19 protein-coding genes, 2 tRNA genes and 1 other RNA gene are annotated in these 16,230 nt (G+C 53.4%); 10 read left to right on the top strand and 12 right to left on the bottom strand.

The features are described 5' to 3' along the window. Positions 1-91 precede the first annotated feature (91 nt). Positions 92-1,231 (top strand): glucans biosynthesis protein MdoC, encoded by a 1,140-nt coding sequence (mdoC, locus tag L384_RS07570; RefSeq protein WP_023315799.1) that lies wholly within the window; start codon positions 92-94, stop codon positions 1,229-1,231. Positions 1,232-1,272: 41 nt separating this feature from the next. On the opposite strand, the gene ymdB is transcribed toward mdoC, so the two are convergent. The 5 genes from ymdB to csgB all read right to left on the bottom strand — a co-directional run bounded on the left by ymdB (position 1,273) and on the right by csgB (position 3,703). Next, on the bottom strand, positions 1,273-1,809 hold the full coding sequence (gene ymdB / locus L384_RS07575; RefSeq protein ID WP_023324442.1) for an O-acetyl-ADP-ribose deacetylase: 537 nt from the start codon (positions 1,807-1,809) through the stop codon (positions 1,273-1,275). 80 nt (positions 1,810-1,889) lie between these two features. Then, positions 1,890-2,210: a type 1 fimbrial protein gene (locus L384_RS07580; protein WP_003858038.1), complete on the bottom strand. Its 321-nt coding sequence runs from the start codon at positions 2,208-2,210 to the stop codon at positions 1,890-1,892. A gap of 153 nt (positions 2,211-2,363) precedes the next feature. Next, positions 2,364-2,696, bottom strand: coding sequence for a curli assembly chaperone CsgC (gene csgC / locus L384_RS07585; RefSeq protein ID WP_003858040.1), 333 nt, complete (start codon positions 2,694-2,696; stop codon positions 2,364-2,366). A 56-nt stretch (positions 2,697-2,752) separates the two neighbouring features. Then, entirely contained in the window at positions 2,753-3,208 is a 456-nt protein-coding gene (csgA, locus tag L384_RS07590) for a curli major subunit CsgA (protein WP_003858043.1), read from the bottom strand. Between the two features lie 39 nt (positions 3,209-3,247). Continuing rightward, positions 3,248-3,703, bottom strand: coding sequence for a curli minor subunit CsgB (gene csgB, locus L384_RS07595; protein WP_023315797.1), 456 nt, complete (start codon positions 3,701-3,703; stop codon positions 3,248-3,250). Positions 3,704-4,446: 743 nt separating this feature from the next. Here csgB and csgD point away from each other — a divergent pair. From csgD to csgG, 4 genes are read left to right on the top strand one after another with little or no spacing between them, the layout of a single operon-like run. Continuing rightward, entirely contained in the window at positions 4,447-5,097 is a 651-nt protein-coding gene (gene csgD, locus L384_RS07600; RefSeq protein WP_003858049.1) for a biofilm master transcriptional regulator CsgD, read from the top strand. 4 nt (positions 5,098-5,101) lie between these two features. Then, on the top strand, positions 5,102-5,491 hold the full coding sequence (gene csgE / locus L384_RS07605) for a curli production assembly/transport protein CsgE (protein WP_003858052.1): 390 nt from the start codon (positions 5,102-5,104) through the stop codon (positions 5,489-5,491). A 26-nt stretch (positions 5,492-5,517) separates the two neighbouring features. Beyond that, positions 5,518-5,934, top strand: coding sequence for a curli production assembly/transport protein CsgF (gene csgF / locus L384_RS07610; RefSeq protein WP_003858054.1), 417 nt, complete (start codon positions 5,518-5,520; stop codon positions 5,932-5,934). Between the two features lie 26 nt (positions 5,935-5,960). After that, complete coding sequence (csgG, locus tag L384_RS07615; RefSeq protein ID WP_003858055.1) at positions 5,961-6,794, top strand: curli production assembly/transport protein CsgG; 834 nt, start codon at positions 5,961-5,963, stop codon at positions 6,792-6,794. 43 nt (positions 6,795-6,837) lie between these two features. On the opposite strand, the gene L384_RS07620 is transcribed toward csgG, so the two are convergent. The 4 genes from L384_RS07620 to ghrA form a co-directional block, all read right to left on the bottom strand. After that, complete coding sequence (locus L384_RS07620) at positions 6,838-7,320, bottom strand: DUF1097 domain-containing protein (RefSeq protein WP_057979956.1); 483 nt, start codon at positions 7,318-7,320, stop codon at positions 6,838-6,840. Between the two features lie 96 nt (positions 7,321-7,416). Next, on the bottom strand, positions 7,417-7,971 hold the full coding sequence (locus L384_RS07625) for a TorD/DmsD family molecular chaperone (RefSeq protein WP_003858059.1): 555 nt from the start codon (positions 7,969-7,971) through the stop codon (positions 7,417-7,419). A 19-nt stretch (positions 7,972-7,990) separates the two neighbouring features. Continuing rightward, positions 7,991-8,728, bottom strand: coding sequence for a phosphatase (locus L384_RS07630; RefSeq protein WP_003858061.1), 738 nt, complete (start codon positions 8,726-8,728; stop codon positions 7,991-7,993). A gap of 84 nt (positions 8,729-8,812) precedes the next feature. After that, positions 8,813-9,751, bottom strand: coding sequence for a glyoxylate/hydroxypyruvate reductase GhrA (gene ghrA, locus L384_RS07635; protein ID WP_023324440.1), 939 nt, complete (start codon positions 9,749-9,751; stop codon positions 8,813-8,815). 229 nt (positions 9,752-9,980) lie between these two features. Between ghrA and L384_RS07640 the strand changes: the two genes are divergently transcribed. Beyond that, positions 9,981-10,068, top strand: a tRNA-Ser gene (locus L384_RS07640). Positions 10,069-10,110: 42 nt separating this feature from the next. Next, positions 10,111-10,248, top strand: a non-coding RNA gene (locus tag L384_RS22020) — RtT sRNA. Between the two features lie 131 nt (positions 10,249-10,379). Here L384_RS22020 and L384_RS07645 read toward each other — a convergent pair. After that, positions 10,380-11,285, bottom strand: a complete 906-nt coding sequence (locus L384_RS07645; RefSeq protein ID WP_023324439.1) for a LysR family transcriptional regulator — start codon at positions 11,283-11,285, stop codon at positions 10,380-10,382. 109 nt (positions 11,286-11,394) lie between these two features. Here L384_RS07645 and L384_RS07650 point away from each other — a divergent pair, with 109 nt between their 5' ends. The 3 genes from L384_RS07650 to L384_RS07660 all read left to right on the top strand — a co-directional run bounded on the left by L384_RS07650 (position 11,395) and on the right by L384_RS07660 (position 13,179). Further along, positions 11,395-12,255: a pirin family protein gene (locus L384_RS07650; RefSeq protein WP_003858066.1), complete on the top strand. Its 861-nt coding sequence runs from the start codon at positions 11,395-11,397 to the stop codon at positions 12,253-12,255. Between the two features lie 20 nt (positions 12,256-12,275). Continuing rightward, a complete protein-coding gene (locus tag L384_RS07655; RefSeq protein WP_003858068.1) occupies positions 12,276-12,953 on the top strand; it encodes an isochorismatase family protein in 678 nt (225 codons plus the stop codon). Between the two features lie 138 nt (positions 12,954-13,091). Continuing rightward, positions 13,092-13,179, top strand: a tRNA-Ser gene (locus L384_RS07660). A 476-nt stretch (positions 13,180-13,655) separates the two neighbouring features. On the opposite strand, the gene phoH is transcribed toward L384_RS07660, so the two are convergent. Both phoH and efeB read right to left on the bottom strand, forming a co-directional pair. Further along, positions 13,656-14,444 (bottom strand): phosphate starvation-inducible protein PhoH, encoded by a 789-nt coding sequence (phoH, locus tag L384_RS07665; RefSeq protein ID WP_003858070.1) that lies wholly within the window; start codon positions 14,442-14,444, stop codon positions 13,656-13,658. A gap of 500 nt (positions 14,445-14,944) precedes the next feature. Beyond that, entirely contained in the window at positions 14,945-16,228 is a 1,284-nt protein-coding gene (gene efeB / locus L384_RS07670; RefSeq protein ID WP_003858074.1) for an iron uptake transporter deferrochelatase/peroxidase subunit, read from the bottom strand. Positions 16,229-16,230 lie beyond the last annotated feature (2 nt).

Raw genomic sequence — 16,230 nt, 5'->3', positions numbered from 1 at the left:
AGGGTGTCGGTCTTGGTGTAGGGTTGGCTCCGAATGTAACCATTATGAGCCTTAGGGATAAGGCGAAAAGTCTGAGAATGCGCAAAGTTATATGAGCACAACCCCTGTACAACGTGAATATTTCCTCGACTCGATCCGCGCATGGCTCATGCTATTGGGGATCCCTTTTCATATTTCACTGATCTATTCCAGCCACACCTGGCACGTGAACAGCCAGATGCCCTCTTGGTGGCTGACGCTGTTTAATGATTTTATCCATGCCTTCCGCATGCAGGTGTTTTTTGTTATTTCCGGTTATTTCTCTTACATGCTCTTCTTGCGCTATCCCCTCAAGCGATGGTGGAAAGTGCGCGTGGAGCGCGTGGGCATACCGATGTTGACGGCCATTCCGCTGCTGACGCTGCCGCAGTTCATCATGTTGCAGCATGTTAAAGGCAAGGCGGAAAACTGGCCGAATCTCTCCTTCTATGAGAAATACAACACCCTGGTCTGGGAGCTTATTTCCCACCTCTGGTTCCTGCTGGTACTGGTGGTGCTAACCACGGTGAGTTTGCTGATCTTCAGCCAGCTGCGTCAGCGCGCGAGCACCACATCCTCGACCTTCTTCGCCAACATCACCCTGGGCAAGCTGTCGCTGCTGTTTCTTGCGCTGGGGGTCGCGTATGCCGCCATCAGGCGTACCCTGCTCATTGTCTACCCTCCCATTCTGAGCGATGGGCTGTTTAATTTCGTGGTGATGCAGACCCTGTTCTACATTCCCTTCTTCCTGATTGGGGCGCTGGCATTTATTCATCCCCGGCTTAAAGCGCTGTTTACCACCCCCTCCCCCTGGTGTGCGGTGGGTGCTGCGCTGGCCTTTGCCGCCTATCTTCTCAATCAGCGCTATGGCAGCGGGGACGCGTGGATGTATGAAACAGAGAGCGTTATAACGATGCTGATGGGCCTGTGGATGGTGAACGTGGTGTTCGCCCTTGGCCATCGTCTGCTGAATTTTAAATCCAGTCGCGTCACCTATTTCGTTAATGCTTCGCTGTTTATCTACCTGGTTCACCATCCGCTGACGCTGTTTTTCGGGGCGTACATTACGCCGCATATCGCCTCGAATGCGCTGGGCTTCTTCACCGGCCTGGTCTTTGTGGTTGGCATTGCCATCGTGTTGTATGAAATCCACCTGCGGATCCCGCTTTTGCGTTTCCTGTTCTCAGGCAAACCTCAGGTTAAAGCGGGATAACAAAACGGCGCCTCCAGGGCGCCGTTTTTGCACTTCAGACATCAAAATGCCTGGCTGCGCGCGGTCAAAATCCGCTGATACAGGTCGGCGGTGTGCTCATCGAAACAGACAAAAATGACTTTTTCCGGCATGGGTTTGAGGGAAAGGTAGTGATAAACGGTATTCACGGCGATTGTAGCTGCCGCTTCCTTTGGATAGCCGAACACCCCGGTGCTAATGGCGGGGAACGCCATGGTCTTATACCCGTTATCCGCCGCAAGCCGCAGGCAGTTACGATACGCCTGCTCCAGAATCTCAGCCTCATGGCGGTCGCCACCGTGCCAGACGGGTCCAACGGTATGGATCACCGCTTTGGCCGGGAGATCGCCCGCAAGCGTAATAACAGCATGCCCCGGCGGGCACTCTCCCTGCTGCTGACGCACGGTTTTGCATGCTTCAAGGAGTTGAGGGCCTGCGGCCCGGTGAATGGCACCGTCCACCCCGCCACCACCCATCAGGGAGGAATTGGCTGCGTTGACGATCACGTCAACGCGCACCGTCGTGATATCGCCATGAATAACGTCGATTTGCGGTCTCATAAACACCCTCTGCAACCCGCCTTTTTCACCAGTGTATCGCAGAGGGAGAAGGAGAAAAACTGCCGCGAAAAAAACGTCGGTTAGCGGTAATCCACCTGAACGACCGCAAGCGTTTTCTGTTCATTCAGGTATTTCATGCTGACAGCGGCCAGAGCTGAATGAGGATGATGGCCCCGGAGCGCCTCGTCATAACTGATGGTATGCGTTTTCATACGGTTATTTTCCGGACAGGAGATCGCAAACTGCTGATGCCGGGGCGTGACTTCGCACGGGTCAGCGACCACCGCGCCACGAAAATGAATCACCCCACCATTTTCTATAGTTGCTGAATAAGCCGGAGAAAAAAAAGAGGACAGGATCAGTCCCAGACCAGAAATAATACACGCTGCGGATTTGAACATTATTTGTACTCCTCAATGAAATTCGTCCTTGAGGGGTAAAAACGCTCCGTTATGAAGTATCAATTTAAGCAACCCGATGACTGGGTTCTTGATATCAGCATAGCTTACCTGTGCAGCGCCGCCACTTTATTAAATCATTGATTTCATGAATTATTAAAGCGCACTTACCGGTGCGTTCCACTGCTGTGATAAATGAAGCGATTTTCCATCGGAAACGGTGACGATTATTTTTACCGCATCCCCTGAGCGAATATTTAAACTGATTCGCGTTAAATCAATCGGCTGATTAGCGGGTATAAAAAGAGTATTTTTCTGCCGCGATGTACTTTGTCCCCCCTGCCCCTGTCGGACAGATAACACCTCAACCTGACATTCGCAAGCGTCTGCCAGCGTGACCTGAGGAATAATGGTTGTCATATTTGCCTGCTGTGAGGTGCTGAACGTTATCTGGCTGGCAAGCGCGGCAAGGAGAATGAAGGTGCTCATGAGATCCTCCCGAAAAAAAACAGGGCGCATGCCCTGTTTTTTGGTACAGAAATGAATCAGTACTGGTGTGCGGTCGCGTTGTTGCCAAAGCCAACCTGGTGCACAGTCACCGTTGAGCCGGACGCTGTCTGGTCTACCGCCGCGCCGTTGCCGCCGCCGAACTGTTTCACGTTGATAACAGAGTCTTTGCTATTCCATTGGTCGATGGTGGCGCTGTTACCAAAGCCTTTTTGCAGCAGATCGATAGAACTGTCATCAGAGCCCTGGCCAACATCTGCGCCGTTACCACCACCATGTTGGGTAATGGTCAATTCAGAATCTCGGGCGTCCGTCTGCAAAGCAAGCGCGGAGTTACCGCCGCCGTACTGGTAAATGCTCAGGGTTGAGTCAGGGCCGTTATTGCCGCCACCCCAGCCACCACCGTGGCCGCCGCCAAATTGTGGTACCGCACCTGCGAAAGCACTGCCAGAAACTACGATTGCTGCAATAACTGCCACTTTGAAAAGTTTCATGGTAAACCCCCATCGGATTGATTAAGGCGTCACACATCGCTAACGTTGAATAACGCGAATAGCCATTTGCGACTGTCTCTGCACTACAACTGCTGTTTTCTGCGTACCATACTGCGTTATATTCGCCCTGTTACCCGAGCCTTTCTGGATAATCATGGCGGTGTTGCCAAAAGCGCCCTGCTTAATACTCGCATCGTTGCCGTTGCCGGTCTGATCGATATAAGCAAGGTTATACGTCCCTGACTGATCAACATTCGCGCGGTTATTCCCGCCCTCCTGAGAAATAACGGACAGCAATTTAGAACCGCCCTGGCGTACATCAGAATTATTTCCTGAACCCTGTTGACCAATAATGGCTGCCTGATTGTATGAAGCTTTACTTAATTCATTTATCGCAAAATTATATTCAGAACTGGCTAAATCTGAATCACCTGCGATTACAAACCCAGGCGCACCCAGTAATGTAAACATCATAAACAACGTTTTGTTTTTCATGCTGTCACCCTGGACCTGGCTATAAAAAAGTATCTCTTGCTCCGTTAACGCGATTCGTTTTGTTAACTCCGCGTTACGGAAAAGAGTATGTCTGCCGAAACATGTTTAATATCTCACCCGTGCGCCTTATTTTTATATTCTCCTTCACCTCAAAGTCGTAAATCTCGCCTGAAACGACGGGATACACGCCTAAAGCAGAAACCAAAAATGTCTTCCTGCGCTTGTACAACAGCGAGACAGACTGTCCAACCTGCACCGGCTTCTTCAGACAAAAAAGACAATGCCCTTTGCCACGCGCGTGACACGAAGCAAGTTTTCTTAAGAAAAAATTCTGGCTTAGGGAAGTCTTATGTTTTTAGCAGAGATCATACTTTTTACCGGCTGGCTTAGAATAATACAAAGCCAAATAATTCAACCCATTATAATATACTTTATGGTTTTTAAAATCTGTGCACGTTTATACACATGTACAACTTTCCCCTTATCTTAAAATCTATTAGCCCTGCAATATACACAAATTAATATCTAATTTTACATTCTGTTACACGATTAACACTTGCTTTAAAGTTTGCAATAGCTAGATTGAAAACAGCAGTACGTTATTTGTTTTTAATTTTACCGCCTCCTTTGGAGGAAGGTTTTTTAACTACACACAGCAGTGCCACACCTGTCAGTACCTCTGGTGCCCTTTTCAATAATACGAGGGCAACTGCCGGGTGTCATAAATAACGTGGGGTTTCATCATGTTTAATGAAGTCCATAGCTTACCCGGTCATACATTATTGTTGATCACAAAACCTTCCTTACAAGCGACAGCGTTATTGCAGCATTTAAAGCAATGCCTGTCTCTTAACGGGAAACTGCATAATATTCAACGTTCTTTTGATGATATCGCTTCTGGCAGCATCATTCTTCTCGATATGATGGAAGCGGATAAAAAACTCATTCATTACTGGCAAGATAATTTAAGCAGGAAAAACAATAATATCCGCGTATTGTTATTAAATACGCCTGATGAGTATCCTTTCCGCGAAATTGAGAGCTGGCCGCATATTAACGGCGTGTTTTACGTCACTGAAGAAGAAAACCGTGTCGTGGAGGGTTTGCAGGGCATATTGCGGGGGGAGTGTTATTTCTCGCAGAAACTGGCCAGCTACCTCATTACCCACTCCGGAAATTATCGCTATAACAGTTCGGAATCGGCCCTTCTGACGCACCGTGAGAAAGAGATCCTGAACAAACTGCGTATTGGTGCTTCAAATATTGAAATCGCCCGTTCGTTATTTATCAGCGAAAATACGGTTAAGACGCATCTTTATAATCTTTTCAAAAAGATAGCTGTTAAAAATCGCACGCAGGCGGTGTCGTGGGCAAACGATAACCTCAGGCGTTAATAGCATGAAACGCACCTTAAGTTGGATTGCCGCCGCAGGCATTATGCTTGCTGCCGGAAACCTTCAGGCTGTTGAGGTAGAAGTTCCCGGACTGTTAACCGACCACACCGTCACCTCTGTCGGACACGATTTTTATCGTGCCTTCAGCGATAAGTGGGAAAGCGATTATCCGGGTAACTTAACCATCAACGAACGGCCCAGTGCGCGGTGGGGAAGCTGGATCACAATAACCGCTAATCAGGACGTTATTTACCAGACTTTTTTATTCCCAACGAAAAGAGACTTCGATCAGAACGTCGCTTTCGCGCTGGCACAAACAGAAGAAGCTATTAACCGCCTACAGTTAGACAAAGCCCTTTTGAGCACAGGCGATTTAGCAAAAGATGAGTTCTAACAACGATACCTATTTCGGAGGCTGTAATGCGTCTCGCACACACAGTGATTTCGTTAATGCTCATTGCGCCGTTGAGCTGGGCCGGAAATATGACATTCCAGTTCCGCAACCCTAATTTTGGCGGCAACCCGAATAACGGAGCCTTTATGCTTAACCAGGCTCAGGCTCAAAACTCCTATAAAGACCCCAGCTATGACGATGATTTCGGTATCGAGACCCCGTCAGCCCTGGATAATTTTACTCAGGCCATCCAGTCGCAAATATTAGGTGGCTTATTAACTAACATTAATACCGGAAAACCCGGCCGGATGGTCACTAACGACTTTATCGTCGATATTGCCAATAAAGACGGGCAGCTTCAGTTAAATGTGACAGACCGAAAAACCGGTAAAACGTCGACAATCCAGGTTTCCGGTTTGCAGACCAGTTCAACTGATTTCTAAACAACCCCGAAATAAGGACAATTATTATGCAGCGATTTTTTATTTTAGTTGCAGTGTGCTTATTAAGCGGTTGTTTAACTGCCCCGCCAAAAGAAGCCGCTAAACCCACCCTGATGCCTCGTGCCCAGAGCTATCGGGATCTGACGCATCTGCCGGTCCCAACCGGAAAGATATTCGTCTCGGTGTATAACATTCAGGATGAGACGGGTCAGTTCAAACCGTATCCGGCCAGTAACTTCTCGACAGCCGTACCGCAGAGCGCCACCGCGATGCTGGTTACCGCCCTGAAAGATTCTCGCTGGTTTATCCCGCTGGAACGTCAGGGGCTGCAAAACCTGCTTAACGAACGAAAAATCATTCGTGCCGCGCAGGAGAATGGTACCGTTGGCGTCAATAACCGCATGCCGCTACAGTCTCTCACCGCAGCCAATATCATGGTGGAAGGCTCGATTATCGGCTACGAAAGTAACGTGAAATCGGGTGGCGCGGGTGCGCGTTACTTTGGCATCGGGGCCGACACGCAGTATCAGCTGGACCAGATTGCCGTCAACCTGCGCGTGGTTAACGTGAGTACGGGTGAGATATTATCCTCGGTGACCACCAGCAAAACGATTCTCTCTTATGAAGTGCAGGCCGGGGTATTCCGCTTTATCGATTACCAGCGTCTGCTGGAGGGTGAAATTGGCTATACCTCTAACGAGCCGGTCATGCTGTGTCTGATGTCGGCCATCGAAACCGGCGTGATTTTCCTGATTAATGACGGTATCGATCGCGGCTTGTGGGATCTTCAGAATAAAAGTGACGTGAGTAATGCGGTGCTGGTGAAATATCGTGAGATGTCGGTGCCGCCAGAGTCATAATCAGCGGCGCAAAAAAAAGGCGAGAATTCCGTCTCGCCTTTTTTTATTTACTTACCGCAGGAACGCTCTGGCTCTTCTCGCGTCGGGCCGCAAGCCAAAGGCCGCTGTTCTTCATGGCGTAGCCAAACAGTAACCCCAGCATGAGCGAAGGGACCACCAGCTTCCAGTCCCCCTGCCCTGCAAAGGTCGCGCAGGCACCCATGAATGTGCCGGGCACAAAGGACAACAGCAGATGTTTTGCTTGAACGCACATCAGGAAGGCCACAATGCCGGTCATGGCGTACCCCAGGATTTCAAGATGCGGCGCCAGCGCGCTGCCTTTCATAATGACCAGCGCCCAGACCACGCCACTCAGTAACGTGCAGCCTGAAATAAAGAGCCCCTTGAGACCACCCTGCGGGCAGGCGAAATAGGCCGTGCAGCCAAGAAAACCAGCCCAGCTCAACAAGCCGAGAGAAACAGCCACCCAACTCCAGAGGCCGGAGAGGATGCCAGTCGTGATTGCAATACAAAGTAATATGTTCATGGTGCGCATCTTAGCAGATGCGCACCATAGAAATGAGATCAGAAGCACATTACGTGCAAGTTGAAATGTATCGTTGCAGGATTTTTGTGATTCAAGTCACTCTTCGTTCTCTTCTTCCAGCTCGTCCCACATAGCAGCGATAGCGTCACGCGTCAGCGGAGCCAGCGTTCTCCAGAATGGCGAAGTGGCGTGGGCTTCCACTTTACCCAGGAAGGTGCCAACCCACGGCAGCAGATACGTTTCGAACAGGGTCTCAATCGCCTCGTTCTCATCATCACCTGCATTATCTTCAATCCAGGAGGCCGCCAGCAGCAGGGTACCGATATGATCGGCAGGCATATCCGTCAGCGGCATGCCGCGTTCTGAAAGAAACGCCCGAACTTCCGCTTCGGTCGCACCTTCCTGCCAGGCAGAACGATACGGCGACACGCGACACTCTTCCCCCACAAACAGCGCGTTGTAATCCGTTGAAATCTGCTGCATATCGCAGCTTTTTTGCAAGCGTTCCAGCAATTCATCCTGTTCCAGCGGCCAGCTCTGCGCCAGTTTACCTTCACGAATCAGGGTAAACAGCGGAACCAGCAGCGGATCCTGCGGCTGGCGGTAATATAAGGTGCCCAGCACGCGGCAAAGGATGGAAAACTCATTCATGTTTTTATTCCGTTATTAATTAAAGATCGGCAAATTCATCAATCGGCGCCATGCCGCGCGACTCAAGGAAGTCGAGCATACGACGCGGCGTGACGTTCAGGATCTGTTCTTCCGGGAAATTCACGTCCCGCAATATTTTCAGGCACTCGCTGAAATCCCCCAGCGTGAAGGCCGTGTGTGAATCAGAGCCCAGCGCCACCATGCCGCCCGCGTCACGCACGGCCGCCGCCACTTCGCGGCAGTTGGCTTCACTGCCCTTACGCGAGTGAACAAAGGAGGAGTTGTTAATCTCCAGCGCCACGCGGTGCTTCGCTGCCGCCTGCGCCACGGCCTGAATATCAATCGGGTATTTCGGATTTCCCGGGTGGCTGATAATGTGCACGTTGCCGCTGGCAATAGTGGCAATCATCGCTGCGGTGTTGGTCTCTTTATCCTGGGGCGCAAAGACCGGCTCATGGAAGCCAGCGAGGATCAGATCTAAAGAGGTCAGCATCGGGCCGGTGCAGTCAATTTCACCGTCGGTATTTTTGATGTTCGCTTCGATGCCGCGCAGTATCCCAATACCGTCCACCAGGCGTGGCCAGATACGCATATTCACAAAATGCCAGTAGTGCGGCGCATCCGCCATATCCGGACCGTGATCGGTTATCGCAAACAGTTTGATGCCTTTCAGCTTCGCCTGAGCGATATAATCATGGAGGTTACTGTAAGCGTGGGTACTGGCGACGGTGTGCATATGCAGGTCAACGGGATACATCTTTCTCTCCTCTGCGGTTTTTCCAAAGGATAGCAGTTATCAGCGGCGAATATTAGCAAAAACCCGGCGAACGCCGGGTTTCTCTCAGTAGCCTCGCTGTCTGTCGACCTGTCCGGACACCGCGTTGCCCTTCTCTATTTCGCTGATGGTATGCGAGATGTACGCCACGGCCTCCGCCGGTCGCGTCACGGCCGCAATATGGGGCGTCATCGCCACGCGCGGATGTGCCCAGAGCGGGCTGTCTTTTGGCAGCGGTTCGCGGCTATACACATCCAGCATTGCGCCTTTCAGTTTACCGCTATCCAGCGCTTTCAGCAGATCGTCTTCCACAACGTGTACCCCGCGCGCCAGGTTCATTAAGTAGCTGTCTTCTGCCAACTGGTTGAGGAGCGTGCCATTGATAATGCCGACCGTTTCCGCCGTATTCGGCAGCAGGTTAATGAGGACGCGAGTCCCTTTCAGGAACGCCGGGAGTTCGTCCGTTCCGGCAAAGCTCTCGACGCCCGGATACTCCTTACGGCTCCGGCTCCAGCAGCGCAGTGGGAAGCCCCACGGTGCGAGCGCTTCGGCGACTTTCGAACCCAGTACTCCCGCGCCGAGGATGCCGATGGTGAAATCTTCACGCTGATAATCCGGAAGCGGTTCCCAGTGGGATTGCTGTTTAAACGCCTGATAATCGTCGAAACGGCGGAACCAGTGCAGCACCTGGCTCACGGCATATTCCTGCATCTGCTGCCCCATACCGGTATCTTCCAGACGAAACAGGGGAATATCTTCCGGCAGCATTTCAGGGTGTGCCTTCAGCTTACTGAGAATGGAATCCACCCCTGCACCAAGAGCAAACACCGCCTTCAAACGGCGTCCCTGAAGCATTTCGACCGGGGGATGCCAGACCAGCGCGTAGTCGGCATGTTCATTATCGCCCTGTTTCCATTCGCGAACGCGTGCGCCAGGCAGAGCCGCCGTGAGCGCGCTAATCCAGTAAGCCGTATCAAAAGTGGGGTGATAGAAGATAATATCCATAGTCATTGCCTTTTATTGCGCTGTTTTATTTTCATTTTCAACTGGCTTGCCAGCATAACAAATTTATCGCTAAACCGCGTTGCTGATAAAAGAGGCGCATTTCGCACATTTCGGAATCAGGTTGCCTGAAGTTTGTCTAAACACGCTAAATTACTGAAAAAGTGGGTTGACGGCAGTACGGCTTTTCCTTACATTAGCGCCCGTCCCGACAACAACGGGATGACAATATGGTGAGGTGTCCGAGTGGCTGAAGGAGCACGCCTGGAAAGTGTGTATACGGCAACGTATCGGGGGTTCGAATCCCCCCCTCACCGCCATATTCATGATGAGAGCTCGTACGAAAGTACGGGCTTTTTTCTTTTATATTCTCGTAAGGGGGGATGAGAACCCCCGACCGGGGTTCGGCAACTGGCGACAGCCAGTTGGACAGACTGAGAGCGTAGCGAACAGGCTGCCCGAAGGGCGAGCGAAGCGAGTCAATCCCCCCCTCACCGCCATATTTGAAAAAGAGCTCGCATGAAAATGCGGGCTTTTTTTTCACATGTTGCACGCCTGTGGGGGATTCGAACTTTGCAGCCCCTGCGGTAATTGTGTCGGGTGGCGCTACGCTTACCCGACCTACAAAAAGCTAGTCTTCAACCATCTTTGCATACTCTTCGGTGAGAAAATCCACCAGCGTCCTGACCGATGGCAGCAGGCCGCGCCGGGAAGGATACACCGCATGGATCACTTCCCGTCTGGGTTCCCAGGCATTCAGCACCCGAACAAGTTCACCTGAAGCCAGCTGATCCTTCACCATCAAAATGGGCAGCTGTACCACGCCCACGCCCGCCATCGCTGCCTCCCGCAGCGCCAGCATGTCGGTAGTCACCAGGCGCGGCGTGAAGTGAATTTCTGCCTTTGCGCCCTCCGGACCGTTCAATTCCCACTTATGCAGGTGCTTGCCCGCCCCCATACTTAACCCCGGCCACTCGCTGAGTTCAGAGGGCATCGCCGGGTTGCCCATCCGTTCAATCAGTGCCGGCCCGGCAACCAGACAGTGTCCCCTGTCCGCCAGCACCCTTAATACCAGATCGCTGTCATCAAACGGGCGCGGACGAACGCGGATCGCCACATCCACCCCCTCCGCCACCAGATCGACCCGGCGGTTGGTGGCTTCGAGCTGAAGGTTGATCCCCGGATAGCGCGCCATAAACCGCGCCAGCATGGGCCCCACGTGAACGTGCAGCAAGGTGACAGGACAGGTGATCCGGACCATACCACGCGGCTCAGCCTGTAAAGCAGCCACCGCCTCCTCCGCAGCTTCAGCCTCCACCAGCATAGCTTTACAGTGCTGATAGAATGTCTGCCCCACCTCCGTCACCGCAAACTGCCGCGTGGTACGTTGTATCAACCGAACACCCAGGCGTTCCTCCAGCTGCGCAATCCGACGGCTCAGTTTCGACTTAGGCTGATCGAGCGCCCGACCCGCCGCTGCAAAGCCGCCATGCTCCACCACCTTCACAAACCATACGAAATCATTGAGGTCCTGCATACGCCTCCATTGTTCCATTTAAGGAACAGTGAATGTCATTTTTGCTATCTACCGGGATATTAACCCTGAATATAAGCTAATTCCATCAACAGGACATCAGGAGTTAATCATGAAAAACGTAACAGGCGTGTATACCGCACCTCGTCCGCACTGGGTCGGTGACGGTTTTCCGGTTCGTTCGATGTTTTCTTACCAGACGCATGGCGAGCCCCTGAGCCCGTTCCTGCTGCTGGACTACGCCGGACCGCATACCTTCCCGGCGGATGGCGCGAAACGCGGCGTGGGCGAGCATCCTCATCGCGGTTTTGAAACGGTAACCATCGTCTACTCAGGCGAAGTGGAGCACCGTGATTCAACCGGCAGAGGCGGCGTTATTGGTCCAGGTGACGTGCAGTGGATGACGGCGGGCGCAGGCATTTTGCACGAGGAGTTCCACTCCAGCGCGTTTTCGCAGAAAGGCGGTGAACTGAAAATGATGCAGCTGTGGGTCAACCTGCCCGCCAAAGACAAAATGGCGACGCCTGGCTACCAGAGCATCACTCAGGCGGATATCCCGGTGGTCACCCTGCCAGATAACAGCGGAACATTGCGCGTGATTGCTGGCCGCTTTGGAGAGGTAACCGGCCCGGCGCATACCTTCTCACCGCTGAACGTGTGGGATCTCGCGCTGCATCAGGGTAGCCACCTGACGCTTAATCAGCCCGAAGGCTGGAGCACGGCGCTGGTTGTCGTTGAAGGCAGCGTGACGGTGAACGGCACCACGCCTGCCGGTGAGGCGCAACTGGTCGTGCTGAGCCAGAGCGGTGACAAACTGCATCTCGAAGCCAGCAGCGATGCCAAAGTACTGCTGATGGCCGGGGAGCCGCTGAATGAACCCATCGTGGGCTATGGCCCGTTTGTGATGAACAGTAAAACCGAAATCGCCGAGGCTATTCGCGATTTTAACTCCGGCCGCTTTGGCCAAATCTAAACGTAATAAAGGAGCGCATTATGTCTACCCCTGCAAACTTCAACGGTGCACGTCCCGTTATTGACGTAAACGATGCCGTTATGCTGCTTATCGATCACCAGAGCGGGCTGTTCCAGACCGTAGGAGACATGCCAATGCCTGAGCTGCGCGCCCGTGCAGCAGCGCTGGCAAAAATCGCCTCGCTGGCGAAGATCCCGGTGATCACCACGGCGTCGGTTCCACAGGGACCGAACGGCCCGCTTATCCCGGAGATCCACGCCAACGCGCCGCACGCACAGTATGTGGCACGCAAGGGTGAGATCAACGCCTGGGATAACCCGGAGTTCGTGGCGGCGGTGAAAGCCACCGGGCGCAAAACGCTGATTATCGCGGGGACGATCACCAGCGTCTGCATGGCCTTCCCGTCCATCAGCGCGGTGGCGGACGGATATAAAGTGTTTGCGGTGATTGATGCCTCCGGCACCTACAGCAAAATGGCGCAGGAGATCACCCTGGCGCGCGTGGTGCAGGCAGGCGTGGTGCCGATGGACACGGCAGCCGTTGCTTCCGAAATTCAGCGCACGTGGAACCGTGAAGATGCGGGTGAATGGGCAGAGGTGTACACACACATCTTCCCTGCCTACCAGCTGCTGATCGAAAGCTACAGCAAAGCGCAGGACGTGGTGAAAAATAGCGAAGTGCTCGATTCGCAGCGTTAATCCTGCGCGCTGCGACATAAGCTGATTAAGGCTTAACCGAACAAGCACGAATGCTGAAAATCTGCTTGACCGTTTTAGCGCAACTCCCTATAGTAGCGCCCCGTTGCCCCCCCAAGCGGTCAGGCAGCAAAACAATATGGTGAGGTGTCCGAGTGGCTGAAGGAGCACGCCTGGAAAGTGTGTATACGGCAACGTATCGGGGGTTCGAATCCCCCCCTCACCGCCATATTTGAAGAAGAGCTCGCATGAAAATGCGGGCTTTTTTTTCGCATGTTGTACGCCTTTGGGGGGAATGAGAGCCCCCGACCGGGGTTCGACAACTGGCGCAGCCAGTTGGACAGACTGAGAGCGTAGCGAACAGGCTGCCCGCAGGGCGAGCGCAGCGAGTCAATCCCCCCCTCACCGCCATATTTGAAGAAGAGCTCGCATGAAAATGCGGGCTTTTTTTTCGCATGTTGTACGCCTTTGGGGGGAATGAGAACCCCCGACCGGGGTTCGACAACTGGCGCAGCCAGTTGGACAGACTGAGAACGTAGCGAACAGGCTGCCCGCAGGGCGAGCGCAGCGAGTCAATCCCCCCCGGTGCTATATGCAGCTCGGTGCGGCCTGAGCCCCTCACCCTAACCCTCTCCCCAGGGAAGAGGGGATAAAATGCACAAAAAACAAAGCCCGGTTTCCCGGGCCTTGAACACAACAGCATATTCAATAATACGCTTGTAGCGTGCGCTGGCAGAGCGCCGAGCGGACGCAGTCCTCTTTTGTGAAGCGGACCACCCCTATCATCTCATCTTCCTCAAAACGTGACATGGCATCGCTCAGGCCGGACTTCACGCCCGACGGCAGGTCACACTGGGTAATATCGCCGTTGACGATCACCGTCACGTTCTCCCCGAGGCGCGTTAAAAACATCTTCATTTGCGCAGCGGTCACGTTCTGAGCCTCGTCAAGAATAACGACCGCATTTTCAAATGTACGTCCGCGCATATAGGCGAACGGCGCGATTTCCACCTTGCCAATCTCTGGTCGCAGGCAGTACTGCATAAAGGAAGCGCCCAACCGCTTCACCAGCACGTCATAGACGGGCCTGAAGTACGGGGCAAACTTCTCGGAAATATCGCCGGGCAGGAAGCCCAGATCTTCATCCGCTTGCAGTACCGGACGGGTAACGATGATCCTTTCCACGTCCTTATGAATCAGCGCCTCCGCCGCTTTGGCGGCGCTGATCCAGGTTTTCCCGCATCCGGCTTCCCCGGTTGCAAAGATGAGCTGTTTACTCTCGATAGCATTCAGGTAGTGCGCCTGAGCTTCATTTCGCGCCACAATTGGCGATGCATCGCGGCTGTCCCGCGCCATGCCAATCGATTCTACGCCGCTCATCTGCACAAGCGAGGTGACCGATTCTTCTTCACGCTGTTTATGACTACGTGAATCCCGTCTCAGCACACGTTTTGCTTCGCGACGAGCTTTGATCACTGCTTTCTGTCTTCCCATGGATAGCACCTTGAGTTGTTGGTATTCATCACACGCGCCAGCATCGGCACGATTATGCGCACGAACATCAGAGGGTTGGCTTCCTTGTAAGCCATTGCTTGCATTACCGGATGACGATATACAACGGCTACGCGCACCGTTATGCACGTCGGTAGAAAAAGGTTGTTGAGGTGAAGGAGAGAATTTGGTGGTGAAGAAATCGCTGCCGGAGTCTGAGCCTCCGCGCCGGGTACTGCGGTTGATATGTTTACCTTGTCCAGTACAGGACGCAACCATTCGCGATCTCCATAGTGAGTTAACATCACTGCCGGGAACTACCGCTGTCTTCTCTTAAGTACATCAGGAATTATCATAAATGCAACATTTATTTTACCTGAATGCAACTTTTCGGACTGCCCCTACATGGAAAATCAGTCTTATATAGAAATATTACAGAAATATAACAATAAGATAGTCTGGGAAAAAAATAATGTCCCCGCGAACTGTCGCAGGGACGATTATCAGGCTTCTATGAGACCCTGAGCGAGCCAGGCGTTCGCGTCACGCGCGCCGGGCAGGGCAAAGAAATAGCCGCCGCCGATGGGCTTAATGTACTCTTCCAGCGCTTCGCCGTTGAGCCGCTTCTGCACGGTTAGGAATCCCTTCTCCAGATCGTGCTGATAGCAGACAAACAGCAGTCCCATATCAAGCTGCCCGGAGTTGGTCACCCCCAGCGAGTAGCTGTAACCCCTGCGCATCATCAGGCTGGATTGCGTCTCTTTGGTGCGAGGATTGGCGAGGCGAATATGGCTGTCCAGCGCGATGACATCCCCGTTCGGATCGCGGGCGTAGTCGGGTTCATCGTGCTCGAGCTTCATGCCGAGCGGTGCGCCGGTTTGCTTATCGCGGCCGAAGATAGTCTGCTGCTCTTTCAGCGGCGTGCGGTCCCAGAACTCCACGTGAAACTGAATGATACGCACCGCCTGATAGCTGCCGCCCACCGCCCAGGCCGGTTCGCCCTGATCCGCCGTAACCCAGACCACCTTGTTCATCAACGCGGTATTGCTGCTGTCCGGGTTGGCGGTACCGTCTTTGAAGCCCAGCAGGTTGACCGGCGTCTCTTTCCCTTTACTGCGCGCGGCGTGGTCAGAGATAAAACCTTCCCGCTTCCAGCGCACGCTCAGCAGATCCGGGGTGTGCTTGATAATATCGCGCAGGGCGTGGATCACCGTATCCTGGGTATTAGCGCAGATCTGCAACAGCAGATCGCCGTGGCACAGCGCCGCGTCGAGAGAATCATTCGGGAATCGCGTCATTTTTTGCAGCGCTTTCGGCTTCTGCTTCGCCAGACCGTAGCGATCATCAAATAGTGATTCCCCCACCGACACGGTGATGGTCAGATTATCGGGAGCGATAAACGCCCCGAGGATCCCGGAATCCATCGGCGGCAGGCGCGGATTCGGTGTTTCCGGTGCCGGACCGCCGGCGGTGAGGAAGGCAATGCGCGTGGTTAATAGCCTGAACAGACGCTCAAGGTCGGCCTTATCACTCGCCAACGAATCGAAAGCCACCAGCATCATCGAGGCCTGCTGCGGCGTCAGGATCCCCGCCTGGTGCTCACCATAAAACGGCTGCGTTTCCATACGCGCGTCCGGGGAGAGCGTGCCGGGGGCGCTTTGCGGTTTTGCCGCATGCGCCACCGGACAGCCGCCCGCCAGGGCAAACGCGCCGCCCAGCGCCCCTACCCCTTTTAACAACCGACGTCGGGAAGGTTCCGCCACGTCGTACTCGTCATGCTCGTTCATCG

The sequence above is a fragment of the Enterobacter sp. MGH 38 genome (assembly GCF_000492855.1).
GTDB lineage: Bacteria > Pseudomonadota > Gammaproteobacteria > Enterobacterales > Enterobacteriaceae > Enterobacter > Enterobacter hormaechei_C.
The sequence above is the reverse complement of the archived record's forward strand: the minus strand, read 5'-3'. Positions and strand labels throughout refer to the sequence as shown.

Bases quoted from the DNA above. Each gene is read 5' to 3' on its own strand.
- csgD (WP_003858049.1), top strand. From the start codon at position 4,447: ATGTTTAATGAAGTCCATAGCTTACCCGGTCATACATTATTGTTGATC.
- efeB (WP_003858074.1), bottom strand. From the start codon at position 16,228: ATGAACGAGCATGACGAGTACGACGTGGCGGAACCTTCCCGACGTCGG.
- L384_RS07625 (WP_003858059.1), bottom strand. From the start codon at position 7,971: ATGAATGAGTTTTCCATCCTTTGCCGCGTGCTGGGCACCTTATATTAC.
- L384_RS07650 (WP_003858066.1), top strand. From the start codon at position 11,395: ATGAAAAACGTAACAGGCGTGTATACCGCACCTCGTCCGCACTGGGTC.
- ghrA (WP_023324440.1), bottom strand. From the start codon at position 9,751: ATGGATATTATCTTCTATCACCCCACTTTTGATACGGCTTACTGGATT.
- csgG (WP_003858055.1), top strand. From the start codon at position 5,961: ATGCAGCGATTTTTTATTTTAGTTGCAGTGTGCTTATTAAGCGGTTGT.
- mdoC (WP_023315799.1), top strand. From the start codon at position 92: ATGAGCACAACCCCTGTACAACGTGAATATTTCCTCGACTCGATCCGC.
- csgB (WP_023315797.1), bottom strand. From the start codon at position 3,703: ATGAAAAACAAAACGTTGTTTATGATGTTTACATTACTGGGTGCGCCT.
- phoH (WP_003858070.1), bottom strand. From the start codon at position 14,444: ATGGGAAGACAGAAAGCAGTGATCAAAGCTCGTCGCGAAGCAAAACGT.
- csgE (WP_003858052.1), top strand. From the start codon at position 5,102: ATGAAACGCACCTTAAGTTGGATTGCCGCCGCAGGCATTATGCTTGCT.
- L384_RS07645 (WP_023324439.1), bottom strand. From the start codon at position 11,285: ATGCAGGACCTCAATGATTTCGTATGGTTTGTGAAGGTGGTGGAGCAT.
- L384_RS07620 (WP_057979956.1), bottom strand. From the start codon at position 7,320: ATGAACATATTACTTTGTATTGCAATCACGACTGGCATCCTCTCCGGC.
- L384_RS07580 (WP_003858038.1), bottom strand. From the start codon at position 2,210: ATGTTCAAATCCGCAGCGTGTATTATTTCTGGTCTGGGACTGATCCTG.
- csgC (WP_003858040.1), bottom strand. From the start codon at position 2,696: ATGAGCACCTTCATTCTCCTTGCCGCGCTTGCCAGCCAGATAACGTTC.
- csgF (WP_003858054.1), top strand. From the start codon at position 5,518: ATGCGTCTCGCACACACAGTGATTTCGTTAATGCTCATTGCGCCGTTG.
- csgA (WP_003858043.1), bottom strand. From the start codon at position 3,208: ATGAAACTTTTCAAAGTGGCAGTTATTGCAGCAATCGTAGTTTCTGGC.
- ymdB (WP_023324442.1), bottom strand. From the start codon at position 1,809: ATGAGACCGCAAATCGACGTTATTCATGGCGATATCACGACGGTGCGC.
- L384_RS07630 (WP_003858061.1), bottom strand. From the start codon at position 8,728: ATGTATCCCGTTGACCTGCATATGCACACCGTCGCCAGTACCCACGCT.
- L384_RS07655 (WP_003858068.1), top strand. From the start codon at position 12,276: ATGTCTACCCCTGCAAACTTCAACGGTGCACGTCCCGTTATTGACGTA.